Source organism: Methylobacillus glycogenes JCM 2850, from assembly GCF_000617925.1.
Classification (GTDB): domain Bacteria; phylum Pseudomonadota; class Gammaproteobacteria; order Burkholderiales; family Methylophilaceae; genus Methylobacillus; species Methylobacillus glycogenes.
The window spans coordinates 40,577-57,442 of record NZ_BAMT01000005.1 but is presented as its reverse complement, the minus strand read 5'-3'; the positions used below and the strand labels follow the sequence as shown (position 1 = coordinate 57,442).

The window sequence follows — 16,866 nt, the reverse complement described above, 5'->3', positions numbered from 1 at the left end:
AAGCCATCGGCTTGCAGTACACTTGTTCTTTTGTCTTGAAGAACACGCGCCATGGAATATCGCAATCTCGGTCAATCCGACCTCAAGGTTTCCGCCATCTGCCTGGGCACCATGACTTTTGGCGACCAGAACACCGAAGCACAAGGTCATGAACAACTGGACTACGCCCTGGCTCAGGGCATTAATTTCATTGATACCGCCGAAATGTATCCGGTGCCGCCCAAGGCCGATACCTTCACCCGTACCGAAAGCATCATAGGCACCTGGCTCAAGCGCCAGCCGCGCGACAAGGTGATACTGGCGAGCAAGGTTTCCGGCGGTAACCGCAAGCTGGAATGGATACGTGGTGGGCCTACCGCCGTCGATAGAGACAATGTACGCAGCGCAATTGAAGGCTCGCTGAAGCGCTTGCAGACCGATTACCTCGATCTCTACCAAATTCATTGGCCAGAAAGAAATGTGCCTATCTTTGGCCAGTACCAGTTCGACCCGAGCAAGGAAAAGCAATGGGTGAGCATACAAACCCAACTGGAAGTGCTGGCGGAACTGGTGCAGGAAGGCAAGGTACGCTACGTTGGTGTTTCAAATGAACAACCGTGGGGTGTCATGGAGTTCCTGCGCGTGGCCAAGGAATATGACCTGCCGCGTATCGCCTCCATCCAGAACAGCTATAGCCTGCTTAACCGTGGTTTCGAGTTTGGCATGACCGAGTTGATCTACCGTGAGCAGGTGAGCCTGACAGCATACTCGCCCATGGCCTTTGGTCATCTGAGTGGCAAATATATTGCGACCCGCAAGCCCAGGGCCGGGTCAATCTCTTCCCCGGTTATGCCCAGCGCTACACCAAGCCCAATGTGCAGCCTGCCACTGCCGCTTACGCTGCCTTGGCACACAAGCATGGCATGAGCCCGGCGCAGCTGGCGCTATCCTTTGTTTACCACCGCTGGTTTGTTACCAGCACGATTATTGGGGCCACCAGCATGTTGCAGTTGCAAGAGAATATTCAGGCCTGGCAAAAGCCTTTGTCTGCCGAAATTCTGCAAGAGATAGAAGCAATACATTTGCGCTATATGAACCCTGCGCCTTAAGCGCAAGCTAGCATCAGCTAATAAAAAATGGGCGCTGTAGCGCCCATTTTTATTTAACCAGCAAGCCTAGTTGCAGCGCTGCTACATCAGTTGGGCACCTTGAACCAGGCCACGGTCTGCGCCAGTTGATCTGCCTGATCCTGCAATGAAGCGGCGGCAGCGGCGGCCTGTTCTACCAGGGCTGCATTCTGCTGCGTCACCTCATCCATCTGCGTGATGGCAATATTGACCTGATCTATGCCGCTGCTTTGCTCCTGGCTGGCATTGCTGATTTCGCTCATGATGCCAGTGACGCGTTTTACGCTATCCACAATCTCCTGCATGGTGGCCCCGGCTTCTTCCACCAGCTTTTCGCCTGTATCCACGCGTGCCACTGAGTTGGCGATCAATTCCTTGATTTCCTTGGCGGCCACCGCCGAGCGCTGCGCCAGGCCGCGCACTTCAGAAGCCACCACGGCAAAGCCTCGCCCATGCTCACCCGCACGCGCCGCTTCTACCGCCGCATTCAGCGCCAGAATATTGGTCTGGAAGGCAATGCCGTCTATGACCGAGATAATGTCTTCCACCCGACGTGAAGCTTCATTGATAGACGCCATGGTGGCCACTACCTGAGCCACCACCTTGCCGCCGCGCACGGCAATTTCGGCCGAGGATGACACCAGAGTATTGGCGTGACGGGCATTGTCGGCATTCTGCTTTACGGCGGAAGTAATCTGCTCCATGGAAGAAGCGGTTTCTTCCAGCGCACTGGCTTGCTCTTCCGTGCGTGACGACAGGTCGAGATTGCCGCTGGCAATTTCGCTGGAGCCTGTAGCGATGGTGTCTGTACCCAGCCTCACCTTGCTGACGATGGTGGTCAGCCTATTGTTCATTTCCTTGAGTGCTTGCAGCAACTGCCCGGTTTCATCACTGGATTGCACCACAATCTGCGCTGTCAGATCGCCACTGGCGACAGTCTTGGCAATTTCAATTGCGCTGTGCAAGGGTTGAGTTACTCCACTGATAATCCAATAGGTCAGGCTGGCACCAAAGGCCATCAGCACCAGCAAAGCCAGCAACATGATGGTCAAGGCCAGGCTGTACTGCTGCTGCGCAGCCGCCTGATTTTCTGCACGTATACGCGCCGAGTGCTCACCTACATAAGCCACAATTTCATCTATCTGCTGCGTGGGTGCTCTATCCATGCCCTTGACCAGGCCATCCACGGTTTGGGTACTGTCCAGGCGCTGCTGGTCATAGGCATTGAGTGCCTGCAGATAGCTGCTTTGCAATTGCTTCAAGGCCTGCCGCGCTTCTTGTACCTTGGGCGTGTCCAGACCTAGCTGGCTGAAAAGCTGTTGCAGCCTGCCCAGTTCATCCTGGGTTTCCTGCCCGGTTTTGGCGAAGGCATCTCTGTATTTGTTGAAAGCCTGGGCATCATGGCCGCGCACCAGGATATTTTTCCATTCCTGAATCTGGATCTTGAAGGTGACCTGCGCCTTGCGCGCGGTATTGACCGCATCTTCAGCCGCAGCAGCCTGACTCAGACTGAGCTGCAATAAATCATTGGTTCTGCTCAGCGAGTTCCAGGCCACCAGGCCTAGAATGAGTGAACCCAGCAACAGGATGGCACTGAGGCCGACCAGACGGGTAGAAATAGATAAGTTGTTCAGTTGCATGGTGGTGTTGTGTTGCGTGACTCAAGGGAGGACGGGTAGATGCAGTTCATTGCCAGTACAGTTCATTACTAGTACAGCTAATTTCTACAGCAACTTATTAGATTAACGCGGGTGCAAGATCAGGCAAGCCTAATGCGGCAAGGTGATGATGGTAGGCAATAATTGTGACAAATTTATGTAAATTCGATGACGCCAGTACTAGTTCTGCGGCTGCGCAATTTACCTAATTAAAGTCATTATTAAAAGCACTTTATTAACATGGCCTTATCGAAAATCCTCAGCCTAGAGGTGTCCTTTTTTATTTCTCACGTGTCATTACTAGTAGAAGCAGCAAAATCGCCTTTTAGCAACAACGATACGAGCGAATTGATTCGCCGCACATTTCCCTGACACTCCCCTCCCTTTTGGGAGGGATTTATTTGATTTACCCTCTTAGACTCACATCCCCAAGCCTAGCGCGTCTTACTGGCATCATGTCATGGCTAGCATCTTGCCCTTGAATGATGCTCTAATAGTCCATGTCTACAGCCCTGTTAGCGCTTATACCTGCAGTGGCTGGCTATCTTGATCCCCCCATTCAGGAGCACTGATGCAAATCGTTTTTTTCAGCACCCAGGCCTACGACCGTGAAAGTTTTCTCTCGCAGCCCGCATTGAGTGACTGCGAGCTGGTGTTCCAGCAACCCAAACTGACTGTGGATACCGCCGTGCTCGCCGCAGGGGCCGAGGTGGTGTGTGCGTTCATCAATGATGATCTTTCCGCAGCTGTACTGGAAAAGCTGGCCGCAGGCGGCACACGTTTGATTGCACTGCGCTCGGCAGGCTATAACCATATTGATCTTGAAGCCGCCAAGCGCCTGGCGCTGGCCGTGGTGCACGTGCCCTCATACTCGCCCCACGCGATTGCCGAGCACACCATCGCACTGATATTGGCGCTCAACCGTCACCTCAACCGAGCTTATAACCGCACCCGCGAAGGCGATTTCAGCCTGCGCGGGCTGACTGGCTTTGATCTGGTGAACAAGACGGTGGGCATTATAGGCACCGGGCAAATAGGCGCGGCTTTCGCCCGCATCATGGCGGGCTTTGGTTGCAGGCTGCTGGCTTATGACCCTTACCCCAATCCTGAGGTAATAGCACTGGGGGCCGAGTATCTGCCACTGGAACAGTTGTTTCCGCAAGCACATATCGTCAGCCTGCACTGTCCGCTAAGCCCGGCCACGCATCATTTGATTAACCCCCAGACCCTGGCCCTGATGCAAAAAGGCAGCATGCTGATCAATACCAGCCGCGGCGCCCTGGTCGACACGCCCGCCGTGATTGAGGCATTAAAAACTGGCCATCTGGGCCACTTGGGGCTGGATGTCTATGAAGAAGAAGCAGACTTGTTCTTCTCTGATCTTTCCGACTATCCGCTGCAGGATGATGTATTGGCCAGACTGTTGACCTTCCCCAATGTCATCATCACCGCGCATCAGGCATTTTTGACGCGCGAGGCCCTGGCTGGGATTGCCAGCACCACGCTGCTGAATGTTGCCGCCTGGCGGCGTGGTCAGCCGCAGAATCTGGTGCAGCCAGGCTAGCCATGCACCCGCTTACACTGGCCTGGCGCAGCGTTTGAGTATCAGCACTGAAGCCTTGCCAAAGCCATAACTGGTGGTGATCAGGCTGGCAAACAGGTAGTACTGAAACAACTGCGGCCAGAAGCCTACCGGTGGTGCCGCGCTATCCAGCGCCGGGAAGATAGCCATCAGCAGAAACAGGCTGGAATTGGTGAAAGCCCCTACCACCATGGCCCAGCGCACATGCCAAGGCAAGGCCACGCGTGCGGCGTAAAAGCCCAGTATCAGCGCCGACATCAAGAGAAAATCGATATGCGCCTGTAGTATGCGCGTCTGTTTGCCGGGGAAAATCTCTGCCAGGCTGGGCAAACCCGGCAATTGCACACCGAAGTTGAGGCCTACCATGCACCAGGCCAGAATCAAGGCCATGATGATCCACATACAAGCCCCGCGCAGCATGACAATATTGTGCTGCTCTGCCCCCGGGGTTTGCACTGGACGCAGTGTTGAATGCGGCAGTGTTGAATGTTGCGCTGTTGAGTGATGCGATGTGGCAGCCGCTGCTGCAGAGGCTGAACCATGCCCGGCCAAGCTGGTATCTGACATGTTATTGCTCCCATGCTAAGTGTGCCGCCATTATGCTCAGCTAGTGCAGCGACGACTTGTCTGGAAAAGCAGTAAAACTTGTCTATAACGGTGGTTTGCGAATTTACCCCGGGACTGCCTTTAGCTAACATGGCTGTCAGCTCATGCAAGGCATTAGCCCAGGCATTGAAAGGTCTACACCAAAGGTTTACACCATGGACAGCGCCACCCCCAGCCTATTACTCAGCACAGCCCAACATCCGCCCAGCCAGCGCCGTGCCTGGCTGCAGCAGGCTATCGCCGAGTCTTATACCCATGTCAGTGTCAGCCCCAGCGGCAAGCTGCCCTTGTTCAATGAAATGCGTATCTATCCCTGGCAGTCATTGCAGCTGTCCATCATCAGCTCCAACGGCATACAGATACAGCGCCAGGCGGGCGAATGCGACAAGATCAGCCAGGATGCCTATTTCGCTGTGGTATTACTTTCGGGTCAATATTTGCTGGAGCAGCAAGGGCGGGAAACATTTTTGCAAGCTGGCGATATCGCGCTTTATGACGCTACACGCCCGCACCGCATTCAGTGCCCAGGGCCGTTTTCCAAGCTGATCATTTCCATCCCGCGCACCTTGTTACGCCAATCCCTGGCCGGGGTGGAACATTGCACCGCACGTGCCATCAGTCATCAGCACGGCATGGGGGCTATCAGCTCGAGTTTTCTGCAATCGGCGGCACGCCATGTAAGTAGCTTGCAGCAGGCAGATTTTGCCGCGCTGGCACCTCAGGCGCTGAATTTGATCAGCGCCGCACTCAATAGCATCAAACCTGAGGACGCCGTGATAGGGCGTTGCCGCTCGCTCTCGCTGTATATGGCCAAGCAGTTTATTGAGCAGCATTTGCACCAAACCCAGCTAGACAGTAGTTTGATCGCCGCGGGCACAGGCTATAGCAGCCGCTACCTCAATGCATTGTTTGCGGAAGAAGGTAGCGCCATGATGCGTTATGTTTGGCAGCGTCGCCTGGAAAAATGCCGCCAGGATTTAGCCAGCCAAGCACTGCGCGGGCAAAGTATTTCCACCATCGCCATGCACTGGGGCTTTAATGATCTGGCGCACTTCAGCCGCCGCTTTCACCTGGCCTTTGGCAGTTCACCCCGCGCTTATCGTCAGCAGGCTCAAGCAGATGAGCATCAAGCAGACTCTACCAGCTGATTAAGCAGCCTATCCAGGCGCGGCGCAATCAGCAGTATGGCAATCAACACCACAGGCCAGGCCGTGGTAAATGCCTGCCACCACAAGCCAGGAAATGCCTGCGCCGTCACCCCATGCCGCCAGAGAATCACCGCCGATACCAGCATCGAGGTGGTCAGGGACATCAACACGGCAAACAGCAGTTTGCGGTAACGCGCAGGTATTTTTCTGGTCATGGCATAGGGCTATGGGTAGTGATAGGTAGCAAGCGTTGCAAGACTTACCAGGGCAAGGCCTGACCATCGTGGAAGAAGCCGCCAGTGGCACCATTGGCATCCAGGGTGGCGAGTTGCACGCTGGTTTTACCGCTACCTTCCACTTCCATGGGGGCATTTTCTCCGCCCAGATCCGTCTTGACCCAACCCGGATGCGCGGCGTTGACCTTGATGCCGCTGCCCTTGAGTTCATCTGCCAAGTGCACGGTATAGGCATTGAGGGCAGTCTTGGAGGCGTTGTAAGCCACACTCTTGGCCTGGGCAATCGGTGAGTCTTCCTGGCTATGCAAGGTGAGAGAAGCGAGGATGCTGGAGAGGTTGACGATACGCCCAGCCGGAGACTGGCGGATCAAGGGCAGCAAGGCCTGGGTCAGCTCTATCACCGCAAAGAAATTGATCTCGAAGGTATCGCGCAGTACGGCAGGACTGACGCTGCTGCTCTGGTTGCCGCCTATCAGGGTTTCACGCAGCACACCTGCATTGTTGACCAGGATATCCAGCTTGCCATAGTGCTTTTGCAGATGCGTCACCACGCCAGCAATGCTGTCAGCCTGGCTGGCATCATAGTGTATGGCCTCGGCTTCTATATTCTGGCGCTTGAGTTCAGCCACGGCAGCCTCGCCCCTGGGCAGATCGCGCACCCCTATCACTACCTTGATACCACGTTGCCCTAGCTCTCTGGCGGTCTCCAAACCTATGCCGCGATTACCGCCAGTGATGAAAGCGACTGTGCCTTGAAATTGACTCATGCTGATCTCCTGTTAATTTATGTACCGATTGGTAATTAAATATTAAAGCCACTGATTTAGTGCTGTCAATATATTTTTACCGAATGGTATAATATTCGTATCAACCCTCAGTAATCATGGAGTACATGATGGAAGAAACCCGCAGAAGTCGTGGCCGTCCCAGCCAGTTCGATGCGCAAATCGCGCTAGAGACCGCCATGGAATTATTCTGGGCTCAAGGTTATGAAGGCACCTCCATGGCCGAGCTGACCGAGGCCATGAATATCAACAAGCCCAGCCTGTATGCCGCGTTTGGCAGCAAGGAGAATCTGTTCAAGCTGGCGCTGGAGCACTACCTCAAAGGCTCAATCAGCTTTATTTCTGCCGCGCTGCAAGCGCCCACTGCCTATGAAGTTGTACAGCAGTTATTGTTGAATAGCGCGCGCTTCTTGACGCAAGAGGACAAGCCCGCAGGCTGTATGGTCAATCTGGGCTCACTCAGTTGTGGCAAGGAAGCTGCGCCAGTCCAGCAGGTGTTGATCGCACGTAGAAAGCAGTTTGAAGCGGCGCTGCTGCAACGCTTTGAACGCGCACAGGCTGAGGGGGAATTGACTGCAGGGACCCAGGCTGCTGATCTCGCCAAGTATGTGGCCACCCTGCATCAAGGCATGAGCATACAGGCAGCCAGCGGTGCCAGCCGTGAGGCGCTGGAAGCGCTAGTGAATATGGTGTTGGCTAATTGGCCGGGTAAAAAAGCCGCAGAACTTCATCTTGAAAACTAAAGCCTGAGAACTAAAGCCTTAAAACGCTAGGCCTTAAAACGCTAGGCCTGAAAAGGCAAGGTTTTAAACCTAGCCCGGGCGTTTGGCAAAGAATTGAATAGGCTGCGGTGGCGGCATCTGGGTGACGTGTTTACGCACCTTGCCCATCACATGCATTTCGCAGCGTTTGCAGTCGAACTTGAGGCTGATTCTGTCCTTGCCGCTGATCAAGGTCATAGGCTCGGCAGTAATCGTGCCCTGCACGCCTATCACGCCCTTGGCCTCCTTGGGGCACATGGCAAAGCTGTAGCGCAAGCAGTGCTTGGTAATCATCACTGGCACTTCATCCAGTTCTTCATTCGCTTCATATGCCGCCGCCACTGCACTGACGCCATGTTTTTCGTAGAACTCGCGTGCCTGCTTGTTATAGACATTGGACAGATAGCTCAAGGTATCTTGCGGATACTTGGCGGGTGGCTCTACCGCCTTGCCCGGCTGCGGACGCTGATAGCCTAGAAGACGCGTAGCCTGTAACTGGCTCACCGCCTCACGACGTAGCTGATTGATGGTAGAAGCCGGAATAAACCAGGGCTGACTGAGATCCAGCTGAATATCGCGCGCGGCAAACTCGGTATTGCCCAGCTTGCCCAGATGCTCACGCAGGCTGGCCATGGTTTTTTCTGCCTGCTCCGCCGGACGCTTTTCCACGCTGCATTGCACATACGCCATATAGCCATCTTCATCCTGCATGCTGAGGGCAAAACCCTCACTGGTCTCTTGCAAATGCAGGCTGACATCGATACGGCGCTGGGCAGAATCTTTCTCCAGCAGGCGCAGGAAAGCGTGATCGCGGTTACGGTATACCGTCATATTGCGGCGCATATCTGCGGGCATTTCATTGGGGTATAAGCGCTTGCCCTGCACGGTGTTAATGCGCATGCCCGTCAATTCCTTGTGCACATCAAAGAAGCAGACGCCATCGCCATTGTGTAGCTCTAGTGTGGTATCTACCTCGAAGTAGTCAGCCCCCACCTTGGTGACCTTGCCCATTTCCTCACCCGCAAACTTGGGCGTATCAAAGGCGCCTACTTCTTCGCCGCGGCCATGCAGGAAGTATTCCGTGGTACTGCGGTTAAAGGTTTTTTCCGGCTGCGGCACAAAGCTGAAGATGGCACGGCCAGAAGAAGCACGCTGATATTGTGGGCTGTCTTCCAGTATCTCGTCCAGCAACTGCCTGTAGTAGGCGGTGGCGTTTTTGACGTAGGCGATATCCTTGTAGCGGCCTTCTATCTTGAAGGCGCTCACGCCCGCCTCAGCCAGCGCTCTCAGGTTGGCGCTCTGGTCGTTATCGCGCATGGAGAGCAAATGCTTGTCCTTGGCAAGAATGCGGCCCTGGCTATCTTCCAGCGTATAAGGCAAACGGCATTCCTGCGAGCATTCACCACGGTTGGCGCTGCGGCCAGTATGGGCATGGCTGATATAGCACTGGCCGCTAAAGGCCACGCACAGTGCGCCATGAATAAAGAATTCCAGATTACAACTGGTGGCCGCCGCCACCTGCTGTATGGTCTTGAGGTCCATTTCCCGCGCCAGCACAATCTGGGTAAAACCAACCTGGTCGAGAAACACCGCTTTATCGACGCTGCGGATATCGGTCTGGGTGCTGGCATGCAGTTGTATGGGCGGCAAATCCATCTGCAACAGTCCCATATCCTGCACAATCAGGGCATCAACGCCTGTGTCATACAGCTGCCACACCATCTGCCGCGCGGCTTCCAGCTCGTTGTCGTGGAAAATGGTGTTGAAGGCGACAAATACTTCAGAGTGGAATTTGTGCGCGTGATTGACCAGGCGAGCGATATCTTCCAGCGAGTTTTCCGCCTTGGCGCGCGCACCGAATGCCGGGCCACCAATGTAGACGGCATCTGCCCCGTGATTGATGGCGGCAATGCCGTAATCAGCATTACGGGCTGGAGCGAGCAATTCAAGATGACGGCGGCTAATGGTCATGGGCAAACGGTACAGGTCATGGACGGAAATGAGTTGCCTTCAAAAAACTAAGCAACTCCCATAAAAGGATGCGCAATATACCACAATCATGCAAGGGCTGTAGCCAGATTGCCCAAGCGCATCAATATGATAGTGCAGATAGTGCAGATAGTGCGTAGGCCTTAGATCACGACCTTGGCGGTCTGGCTCTACAACAAGTCACTGCTTGCGCTATCATGCTAAGCATCAAATTATGCGATCAAGCAGCCCAAGCGCTGCTGGGCCACCCATTGAAAGGAATGCTGCATGCGCGCCATACGCACTATCTGTTTCACCATCTGCATATTCTGTATCCTGGCCAGCCTGCTGCTGGGCGTGGCCATGATCTGGGATTGGGTCAAGGATTCCGACTTTATCCATAAAAGCTTTATGACCCTGGGCGTGTTGTTCCTGGCCTCGCTGCTGACACTCTCAGTCGCCCGCAAGCTGGGCATCAAGGACGAATAAGGGTTTTAGCGCCAAGCTATTAGACTACTTAGCTTTAACCCCTTCTTCTCGTCCCGCAGCTTCAGTCAGAAAAGCCACATTGTCGCGGGTGAAGAAGCCCTGGAAATCGCCAAAGCGCTGTACGTATTCTATGATCAGCGAGGAATGCTCTGAAGCATTAGAGAATATCTGCTTCAAACCCTCCTCGCGCGAGCCCACTACATCCAGCAAGAAGCCCTGGCCTTCCGAGGCTATCGCATTCACTGCAAATTCTATATTTTCCAGCCCATCACGCTCGCCATCCCGCACCGCTACCGCAATGTGATGCAAGCGCGGGCCATAGTTGCGCACAAAGGTCTCGGTGGGCGAAGGCAGATGCTCTAGATGATTGACGAAGTACGGTGTGTTATTGGCGGTGAATACCTTGGCCGGGCTTTTGTATTCCGGCAGGCCATGGGCGCTTTTGGTGACATTGGTGGAGGAGTTTTGATCCTTGATGTTGTAAGCGCCCCAGAAGTAATAGCTGGACCAGGACAGATACTCCAGTATCGCCACCTCGCGATTCTGGCTATAGACCCGAGTCGCCAGATGGTCTATGGGTAACAGCAGATCAGTAATCCGCAAGCGTTCCTGCAATTGCTTGGCCGCCTCATAGACCTGCTGTACGGCACTATCTATCTTGCTCACCCCCAGCGCATAGACGCGGGTTTCGTCAGGTGCGCGCTCCAGATAAGCAACAATATTATGCGTGTAAGGTGAGGGCTTGCTCACCGCCAGATTGCCCGGCAGTTCCAGCTTGCGGATCTCGTCCTGATTGAAAAAGCGGAACTCGCGCTCCTGCTGCAACTTCACTACATCGTGCAGATTATCTACACGGATGATCTCGCCCATGTAACGGCTATTGGGCTTGCGCGCGCCCACCGGGTAAATTTCATTCAGACTGCGGAAGATGCCGCGCAGGTTGGGGTCTTTGACCTCGCGCACCAGGATATCGGGAGAATCCAGGTCTATGCGCAGCACATGCGTCCAGTGCGATTCACTCTCCAGCGTTACCAGATAATGATACGAGGTCATGAAACATAGCTCACCGACGTATTTGATCGAGTGGCCGGGGTCTACCGTGATCATCAGCGCATCAATCTCATGCACCATAGCGGTCAGCCCCAAGGCATCGCGCTCCTCCAGCAGCTTGAGCAGATACTCCTCAAAAAATGCCGAATTTTCCTTGTCGCCATGTCGGGCAAAATGCAGTGAATCCATGTACGCTCCCTGCTGGGTCAGCAATGCTGACGATTGATTGCATCAGGTGATTCGCCAGGGCGTTATTGGGCAGGCTGTCATTAAGTAAATAACGCTGGCTAGCTGTGAAAGCACTTCAATATTAAGCCATGACTTAAGCCCATGACCAGCGCGGCCATGGGCGTGTGGGCTTTTCAGTGCAGAAATCAGCGCGCTGGCTACTGCTGCGCCTGACTGGATTGGGACTGTCGGCTGTGCAACTGATCCACATGCACCCCCACGCTCATGGTTTCCAGGCCACCGCCCACACGCATGCCGCTCACTGGGCAGGCATCACGGTAATCCAGCCCGGTGGCCAACCGCACGTGTACGCCATTGGTGCGGCAGCGATTGGAAACATCAAAACTGGCCCAGCCCACCTCTGGCAGCCAGGCATCGGCCCAGGCATGGCTTTCCAGCAGGCTGCCATCGTTGGTAAAAAGATATCCGCTGACATAACGCGCAGGTACGCCTAGCTGGCGGCAGCAGGCGATAAAGATATGCGCATGATCCTGGCACACGCCCTTGCCCGCCTGGAACGCTTCCGCGGCGTTGGTATTCACGGCGGTCACGCCCTTGAGATAAGGTACACGATCCACAATGCCAAACATCAGGGCTTCCAGGCTGTCCTCATCTATGGTTTCGCGGCGGAACTGCTCGGCAAACTGACGCAGGCCTGCATCTACATAGGTGAGGTCGGTAGCGCGTAGGTAAATACCGCGCGGCAGCGTGTCATCCAAGGGTGGGGTATCCAGCCCGGTTTCCACCTCGCCAGTGGCTATGATGTTGATTTCTTCATGTGGGGTATCCAGCACCAGAATATGCGCGGCATTGCCATGAGCATCGTCATGGCGCTGCAAATGGCCGTTGACGCGGATTTCCCAACGCTTGACGCGCTGACCAAAGCCATCCTGCGGCGTCAGGCGCAGCTGTTGTATGGTGTAATTCACAACGTCGGTATAGAGATAATGCGTGCGGTGATTAATGCTCAACTGCATGGTGGCTCTCCTGGCAAATTCTCTAGAAGGATATTCCCTTAGATGGTGGCATTGAGGTGAATGGGGGCGTTAAGGAAAGCACGTTGAATTTCCGCACCCAGCTTGTTGTTGGAGTCTATGAAGTCCGCGAGGAATTCATGCAAACCTTCCTGGAAAATATCGTCCATACGGCCATAGCGCAGCCGGGAATGCAGCTCACCTGCCAGCCTGCGGCATTCGCTGCTATGGCGGCTACTCAGCTGATCGAGTATGGGCGTGATCTCGGAGAAGCAGGCATGCAGCGAGCGCGGCATATCTTCACGCAGCACCAGCAGCTCGGCCACACGCCAGGGTTCTATCGCGTCGTTGAAGACTTTTTGATAAGCCTGAAACGCCGACACTGCGCGTAATACCGCGCTCCATTCGTAGTAATCCACTGCCCCGCCTATCTCGGCATCGCGCGGTAGCAATAGGTGGTATTTCACATCCAGCAATCGCGCCGTATTATCAGCGCGCTCTATAAAGGTGCCCAGACGCAGAAAGCGGAAGGCATCGTCGCGCAGCATGGTGCCAAAGCTGACACCACGGAATAGATGTGAGCGCGATTTGACCCAATCGCAGAATTCACCCAGGCCTTTTTTCATCAAGTCCATGCCGACAAACTGGCTGAATTCCAGCCACAGTGCATTGATGTTTTCCCAGGTTTCCGCCGACAGCGTCACGCGCACTGCCCTGGCATTCTCACGCGCGCTGCGCAAAGCGTTATAGATGCTGGAGGGGTTATGCGTATCCATGGCCAGATAGCGCACCACTCCTGCGGCGGTGACTTCGCCATATTCGCGTTGATAATCTTCCACCCCACCCGCAATCTGCAAGGCAGGTGCCCACAGTTGAGCTTCAGATTGGGCGGCATTGGGCACCAGCGACATGTTGTAAGTCACATCCAGCACCCGTGCCATGTTCTCAGCGCGCTCTATATAGCGCGCCATCCAGTACAAATGATCTGCGGTTCGGCTCAGCATGGCATCAATCTTTCAGAATCCAGGTGTCCTTGGTGCCACCGCCCTGGGAAGAATTCACCACCAGCGAACCTTCACGCAAGGCCACCCGGCACAACGCCCCCGGCACCAGGCTGACACTCTTGCCAGAGAGCACAAACGGCCTTAAATCCACATGCCGCGGGGCCACGCCTTTTTCCACCAGCGTCGGGCAGGTGGATAAGGCCAGCGTGGGCTGGGCGATATAGTTGGCCGGATTGGCCAGAATGCGAGCGCGGAATTCTTCCAGCTCGGCACGGCTGGCCGCAGGGCCCACCAGCATGCCGTAGCCACCCGAGCCCTGCACTTCTTTCACCACCAGTTCAGCGAGGTTAGCGAGGACATACTTGAGATCTTCTTCCTTGCTCAGCTGATAGGTGGGTACATTGGAGAGTATGGGTTCTTCGCCCAGATAGAAGCGGATCATCTGCGGCACGTAGATGTAAGTATCCTTGTCATCAGCACGCCTGTGCCTACGGCATTGGCTAGCGTGACGCCCCCATTGCGGTACACCGACAGCAGCCCGGGAACACCGAGCATGCTATCGGGCCTGAAGCTCAGCGGATCAATGAAATCGTCATCAATGCGGCGGTAAATCACATCAACACGCTTAGGGCCTTCAGTGGTGCGCATATAGACCGCGTTATTGCGCACAAACAAATCCTGCCCCTCGACCAGCTCTATGCCCATCTGCTGGGCGATAAAAGCATGCTCGAAATAGGCACTGTTATAAGCCCCAGGTGTCAGCAATACCACCGTGGGTTCCTGCACGCCGTTTTGTGCCACGGAGCGCAGGTTATTGAGCAAGACTTGGGGATAATGCTCCACAGGCGCAATGGCATGGCTGCGGAACAACTCAGGGAACAAGCGCATCATCATCTTGCGGTTTTCCAGCATGTAGGAAACTCCGGATGGCGTGCGCAGATTATCTTCCAGCACGTAGAAGTCATTTTCCCCTGTGCGCACCAGGTCTATGCCAGCGATATGGGCGTATATACCCTTGGGCACATCGACGCCGAACATTTCAGGGCGATACTGGCTATTGGCCAAGATGCTGGCAGGCACTATGCCCGCTTGATGATGTTTTGCTCATGATAGATATCATGCAGAAACATATTGAGCGCCTTGACGCGCTGAATGGCACCATCAGACAGCCGTGTCCATTCGGCTGCCGAGAGCAGACGCGGAATCACATCGAAGGGAATCAGGCGCTCGGAACCTGCATCCTCGCCATAAACATTGAAAGTGATGCCCACGCGGCGGAACAACAGCTCGGCCTCTTGGCGCTTGCTTTCAAGCTGATGCAAAGGCACATCCTGCAGCCACTGGGCATATTGGGCGTAGATAGCGCGCACTGCCGCATCGGGCAGATGCATTTCATCAAAAGCGGTGTTGGGCTTGGTTTCCATGCTTGTAGTGTCGCAAGGGTCATGCCAGGCAAAAACCCCCTTAAATTCAACAGCATGGAAAAATCCAGAGAAATTGACGCACCATAATGGCGCATGGCGCTAGACAGCAGGCTCTGCCTTAGAGCATGGCAGACAGCTGCGTGTGCTTAGTCCTTGCCTGAACGCCAGATGGACACCATCAGCATGATGCCGATGATAAAAGCCAGGAAGAAACCGAGGAAACCAAAAGCAGGCAAGCCAAATAACTCTGGCCCACCACGCACGGTCATGACGATGGAGGAACCTATGATCAATGAGGCAGTGATCAAGGCCATAGTCAGGCGGTTGGTGCTGTGATCCAGCTGATGGCCGAAATGGTCCAGGCGTTTGAGATCAAGATTGAGCTTGAGCCTGCCGCGTCCGGCCTCCTTCAATACCTGCGAGACATCGCCAGGCAGATCACCCATGGCGCTGACCGCCTTGCCAAAGCCTCGGCTGCCCTTGCGCCACAGCGTGCGCGGCATGTAGCGCTCTATGATGATTTTTTTAACAAAGGGGGTGAGGTGGCTGACGATCTGGAAATCAGGATCGAGTTGACGCCCCAGGCCTTCCAGCGTGATCAAGGCCTTGAACAGCATGGTGAGATCAGGCGGCACCGACAATTGGTTCTCACGCATGATGGTGGTGAGGTCGTTAAGCAGCACGCCAAAGCTGATGTGCTTGAGCGGTGCATTGTCATAGGTGCAGATAAATTCATCCACATCGGCACCCAGCTTGGCTTCATCCACCACCACATTGCCTGCCCAGGCAATCAGGATATCGCGCAGGGTGTCAATATCGCGTGAAACCAGCGCTGCCAGCATATCGGCAATCTCATTACGGCGGTCAACACTGATGCGCCCCACCATGCCGCAATCGATCACGGCAATCTTGTTATCGGCCAGATAGAAAATATTGCCTGGGTGCGGATCGGCATGGAAGAAGCCATCGATCAACACCATCTTCATGACCGCATCGGCACCTCTGGCCGCCAGCAAGGGCAAATCCATGCCCGCCAGCCTGGCTTCCTGCAGGCTGTTGCCAGGGATGCCGTCTATCTTTTCCATCACCAATACGCTCTCACTGGTGTAATCCCAGTAGATACGCGCAAAGCTGGTGGTTTTATCGTTGAGGAAGTTGCGCGCAAAACGCTCGGTATTGCGGCCTTCCAGCGCCAGATCCAGCTCGCGTTTCAGCGATTTGGAAAACTGGTCAACAATCTCGGTGGGGTTGAAGCGCTTGGCTTCTTCAATCTCGGCCTCTATCAGGCGGGCGATATGCGCCAGCAAGCGCAGGTCTGCATCAATGTTCTCGCGTATGCCGGGACGGCGCAGCTTGAGGATGACGGGCGTGCCATCCTGTAATTTAGCTTGGTAGACCTGGGCAATGGAAGCGCCTGCCACCGGGGTGGTATCAAAATCGCGGAATACCTCAAACGGAGATTTACCCAGCGCCGCTTCCAGGCCAGGCAGCATTTCCTCGAAAGGCACAGGCGGCACTTGATCCTGCAGCTTGGATAACTCTTCAATCCAGTTAGGCGGGAAGATATCAGGCCGCGTGGCCAGCACCTGCCCCATTTTGACGAAAGTAGGTCCCAACTCCTGCAAGGCCAGGCGTGCCCGCACTTCGGAAGGCAACTGCATGATTTCACGCGAGGCTTCAGTTCTGAGCGCATTGCCCGCACGGCGTAACCAACTGCGTTTGCCCAGACGCTCGGCAATATCGCCCCAACCATAATGCATCAGGGTGCGGGCAATGGCCCGCAAACGCCTGAAGTCACGCATGACAGAAATCGTTTCACGCAGCATAGTTTTCTTGACCCAGTCTTC

General features: G+C 54.9%; 13 protein-coding genes and 2 pseudogenes. 5 read left to right on the top strand and 10 right to left on the bottom strand.

What is annotated here, in order from left to right:
- Positions 1-51: 51 nt before the first annotated feature.
- Positions 52-1,088, top strand: a pseudogene (locus JCM2850_RS18135) (NADP(H)-dependent aldo-keto reductase).
- 86 nt (positions 1,089-1,174) lie between these two features.
- On the opposite strand, the gene JCM2850_RS23615 reads toward JCM2850_RS18135, so the two are convergent.
- Positions 1,175-2,746 (bottom strand): methyl-accepting chemotaxis protein, encoded by a 1,572-nt coding sequence (locus tag JCM2850_RS23615; RefSeq protein ID WP_025871199.1) that lies wholly within the window; start codon positions 2,744-2,746, stop codon positions 1,175-1,177.
- A gap of 589 nt (positions 2,747-3,335) precedes the next feature.
- On the opposite strand from JCM2850_RS23615, the gene JCM2850_RS08590 reads away from it, so the two are divergent.
- The gene (locus JCM2850_RS08590; RefSeq protein ID WP_025871196.1) at positions 3,336-4,328 is read left to right on the top strand and encodes a 2-hydroxyacid dehydrogenase; all 993 of its coding nucleotides are present in this window, start codon (positions 3,336-3,338) and stop codon (positions 4,326-4,328) included.
- A 12-nt stretch (positions 4,329-4,340) separates the two neighbouring features.
- Here the strand turns inward: JCM2850_RS08590 and JCM2850_RS08585 are convergent, their stop codons facing one another.
- Positions 4,341-4,913: a hypothetical protein gene (locus JCM2850_RS08585; RefSeq protein ID WP_234406170.1), complete on the bottom strand. Its 573-nt coding sequence runs from the start codon at positions 4,911-4,913 to the stop codon at positions 4,341-4,343.
- Between the two features lie 194 nt (positions 4,914-5,107).
- Between JCM2850_RS08585 and JCM2850_RS08580 the strand changes: the two genes are divergently transcribed.
- Entirely contained in the window at positions 5,108-6,100 is a 993-nt protein-coding gene (locus JCM2850_RS08580; protein ID WP_036265843.1) for an AraC-like ligand-binding domain-containing protein, read from the top strand.
- On the opposite strand, the gene JCM2850_RS08575 is transcribed toward JCM2850_RS08580, so the two are convergent.
- A complete protein-coding gene (locus tag JCM2850_RS08575) occupies positions 6,079-6,315 on the bottom strand; it encodes a DUF2798 domain-containing protein (RefSeq protein ID WP_025871189.1) in 237 nt (78 codons plus the stop codon). The genes JCM2850_RS08580 and JCM2850_RS08575 overlap by 22 nt on opposite strands.
- A gap of 44 nt (positions 6,316-6,359) precedes the next feature.
- Positions 6,360-7,103 (bottom strand): SDR family oxidoreductase, encoded by a 744-nt coding sequence (locus JCM2850_RS08570; RefSeq protein ID WP_025871187.1) that lies wholly within the window; start codon positions 7,101-7,103, stop codon positions 6,360-6,362.
- Positions 7,104-7,228: 125 nt separating this feature from the next.
- On the opposite strand from JCM2850_RS08570, the gene JCM2850_RS08565 reads away from it, so the two are divergent.
- Positions 7,229-7,864 (top strand): TetR/AcrR family transcriptional regulator, encoded by a 636-nt coding sequence (locus JCM2850_RS08565; RefSeq protein WP_025871185.1) that lies wholly within the window; start codon positions 7,229-7,231, stop codon positions 7,862-7,864.
- Positions 7,865-7,933: 69 nt separating this feature from the next.
- Here the strand turns inward: JCM2850_RS08565 and JCM2850_RS08560 are convergent, their stop codons facing one another.
- Positions 7,934-9,853, bottom strand: a complete 1,920-nt coding sequence (locus tag JCM2850_RS08560) for a peptidase U32 family protein (RefSeq protein ID WP_025871183.1) — start codon at positions 9,851-9,853, stop codon at positions 7,934-7,936.
- Between the two features lie 285 nt (positions 9,854-10,138).
- On the opposite strand from JCM2850_RS08560, the gene JCM2850_RS08555 reads away from it, so the two are divergent.
- Complete coding sequence (locus JCM2850_RS08555; protein ID WP_025871181.1) at positions 10,139-10,339, top strand: hypothetical protein; 201 nt, start codon at positions 10,139-10,141, stop codon at positions 10,337-10,339.
- A gap of 24 nt (positions 10,340-10,363) precedes the next feature.
- On the opposite strand, the gene JCM2850_RS08550 is transcribed toward JCM2850_RS08555, so the two are convergent.
- The 5 genes and pseudogenes from JCM2850_RS08550 to JCM2850_RS08530 form a co-directional block, all read right to left on the bottom strand.
- On the bottom strand, positions 10,364-11,578 hold the full coding sequence (locus JCM2850_RS08550; RefSeq protein ID WP_025871179.1) for a hypothetical protein: 1,215 nt from the start codon (positions 11,576-11,578) through the stop codon (positions 10,364-10,366).
- 197 nt (positions 11,579-11,775) lie between these two features.
- Positions 11,776-12,594, bottom strand: coding sequence for a transglutaminase family protein (locus JCM2850_RS08545; RefSeq protein WP_025871178.1), 819 nt, complete (start codon positions 12,592-12,594; stop codon positions 11,776-11,778).
- A 38-nt stretch (positions 12,595-12,632) separates the two neighbouring features.
- Complete coding sequence (locus JCM2850_RS08540; protein ID WP_025871176.1) at positions 12,633-13,595, bottom strand: alpha-E domain-containing protein; 963 nt, start codon at positions 13,593-13,595, stop codon at positions 12,633-12,635.
- Between the two features lie 4 nt (positions 13,596-13,599).
- Positions 13,600-15,019, bottom strand: a pseudogene (locus JCM2850_RS18130) (circularly permuted type 2 ATP-grasp protein).
- A 146-nt stretch (positions 15,020-15,165) separates the two neighbouring features.
- The gene (locus JCM2850_RS08530; RefSeq protein WP_025871174.1) at positions 15,166-16,845 is read right to left on the bottom strand and encodes an ABC1 kinase family protein; all 1,680 of its coding nucleotides are present in this window, start codon (positions 16,843-16,845) and stop codon (positions 15,166-15,168) included.
- Between the last annotated feature and the right edge of the window lie 21 nt (positions 16,846-16,866).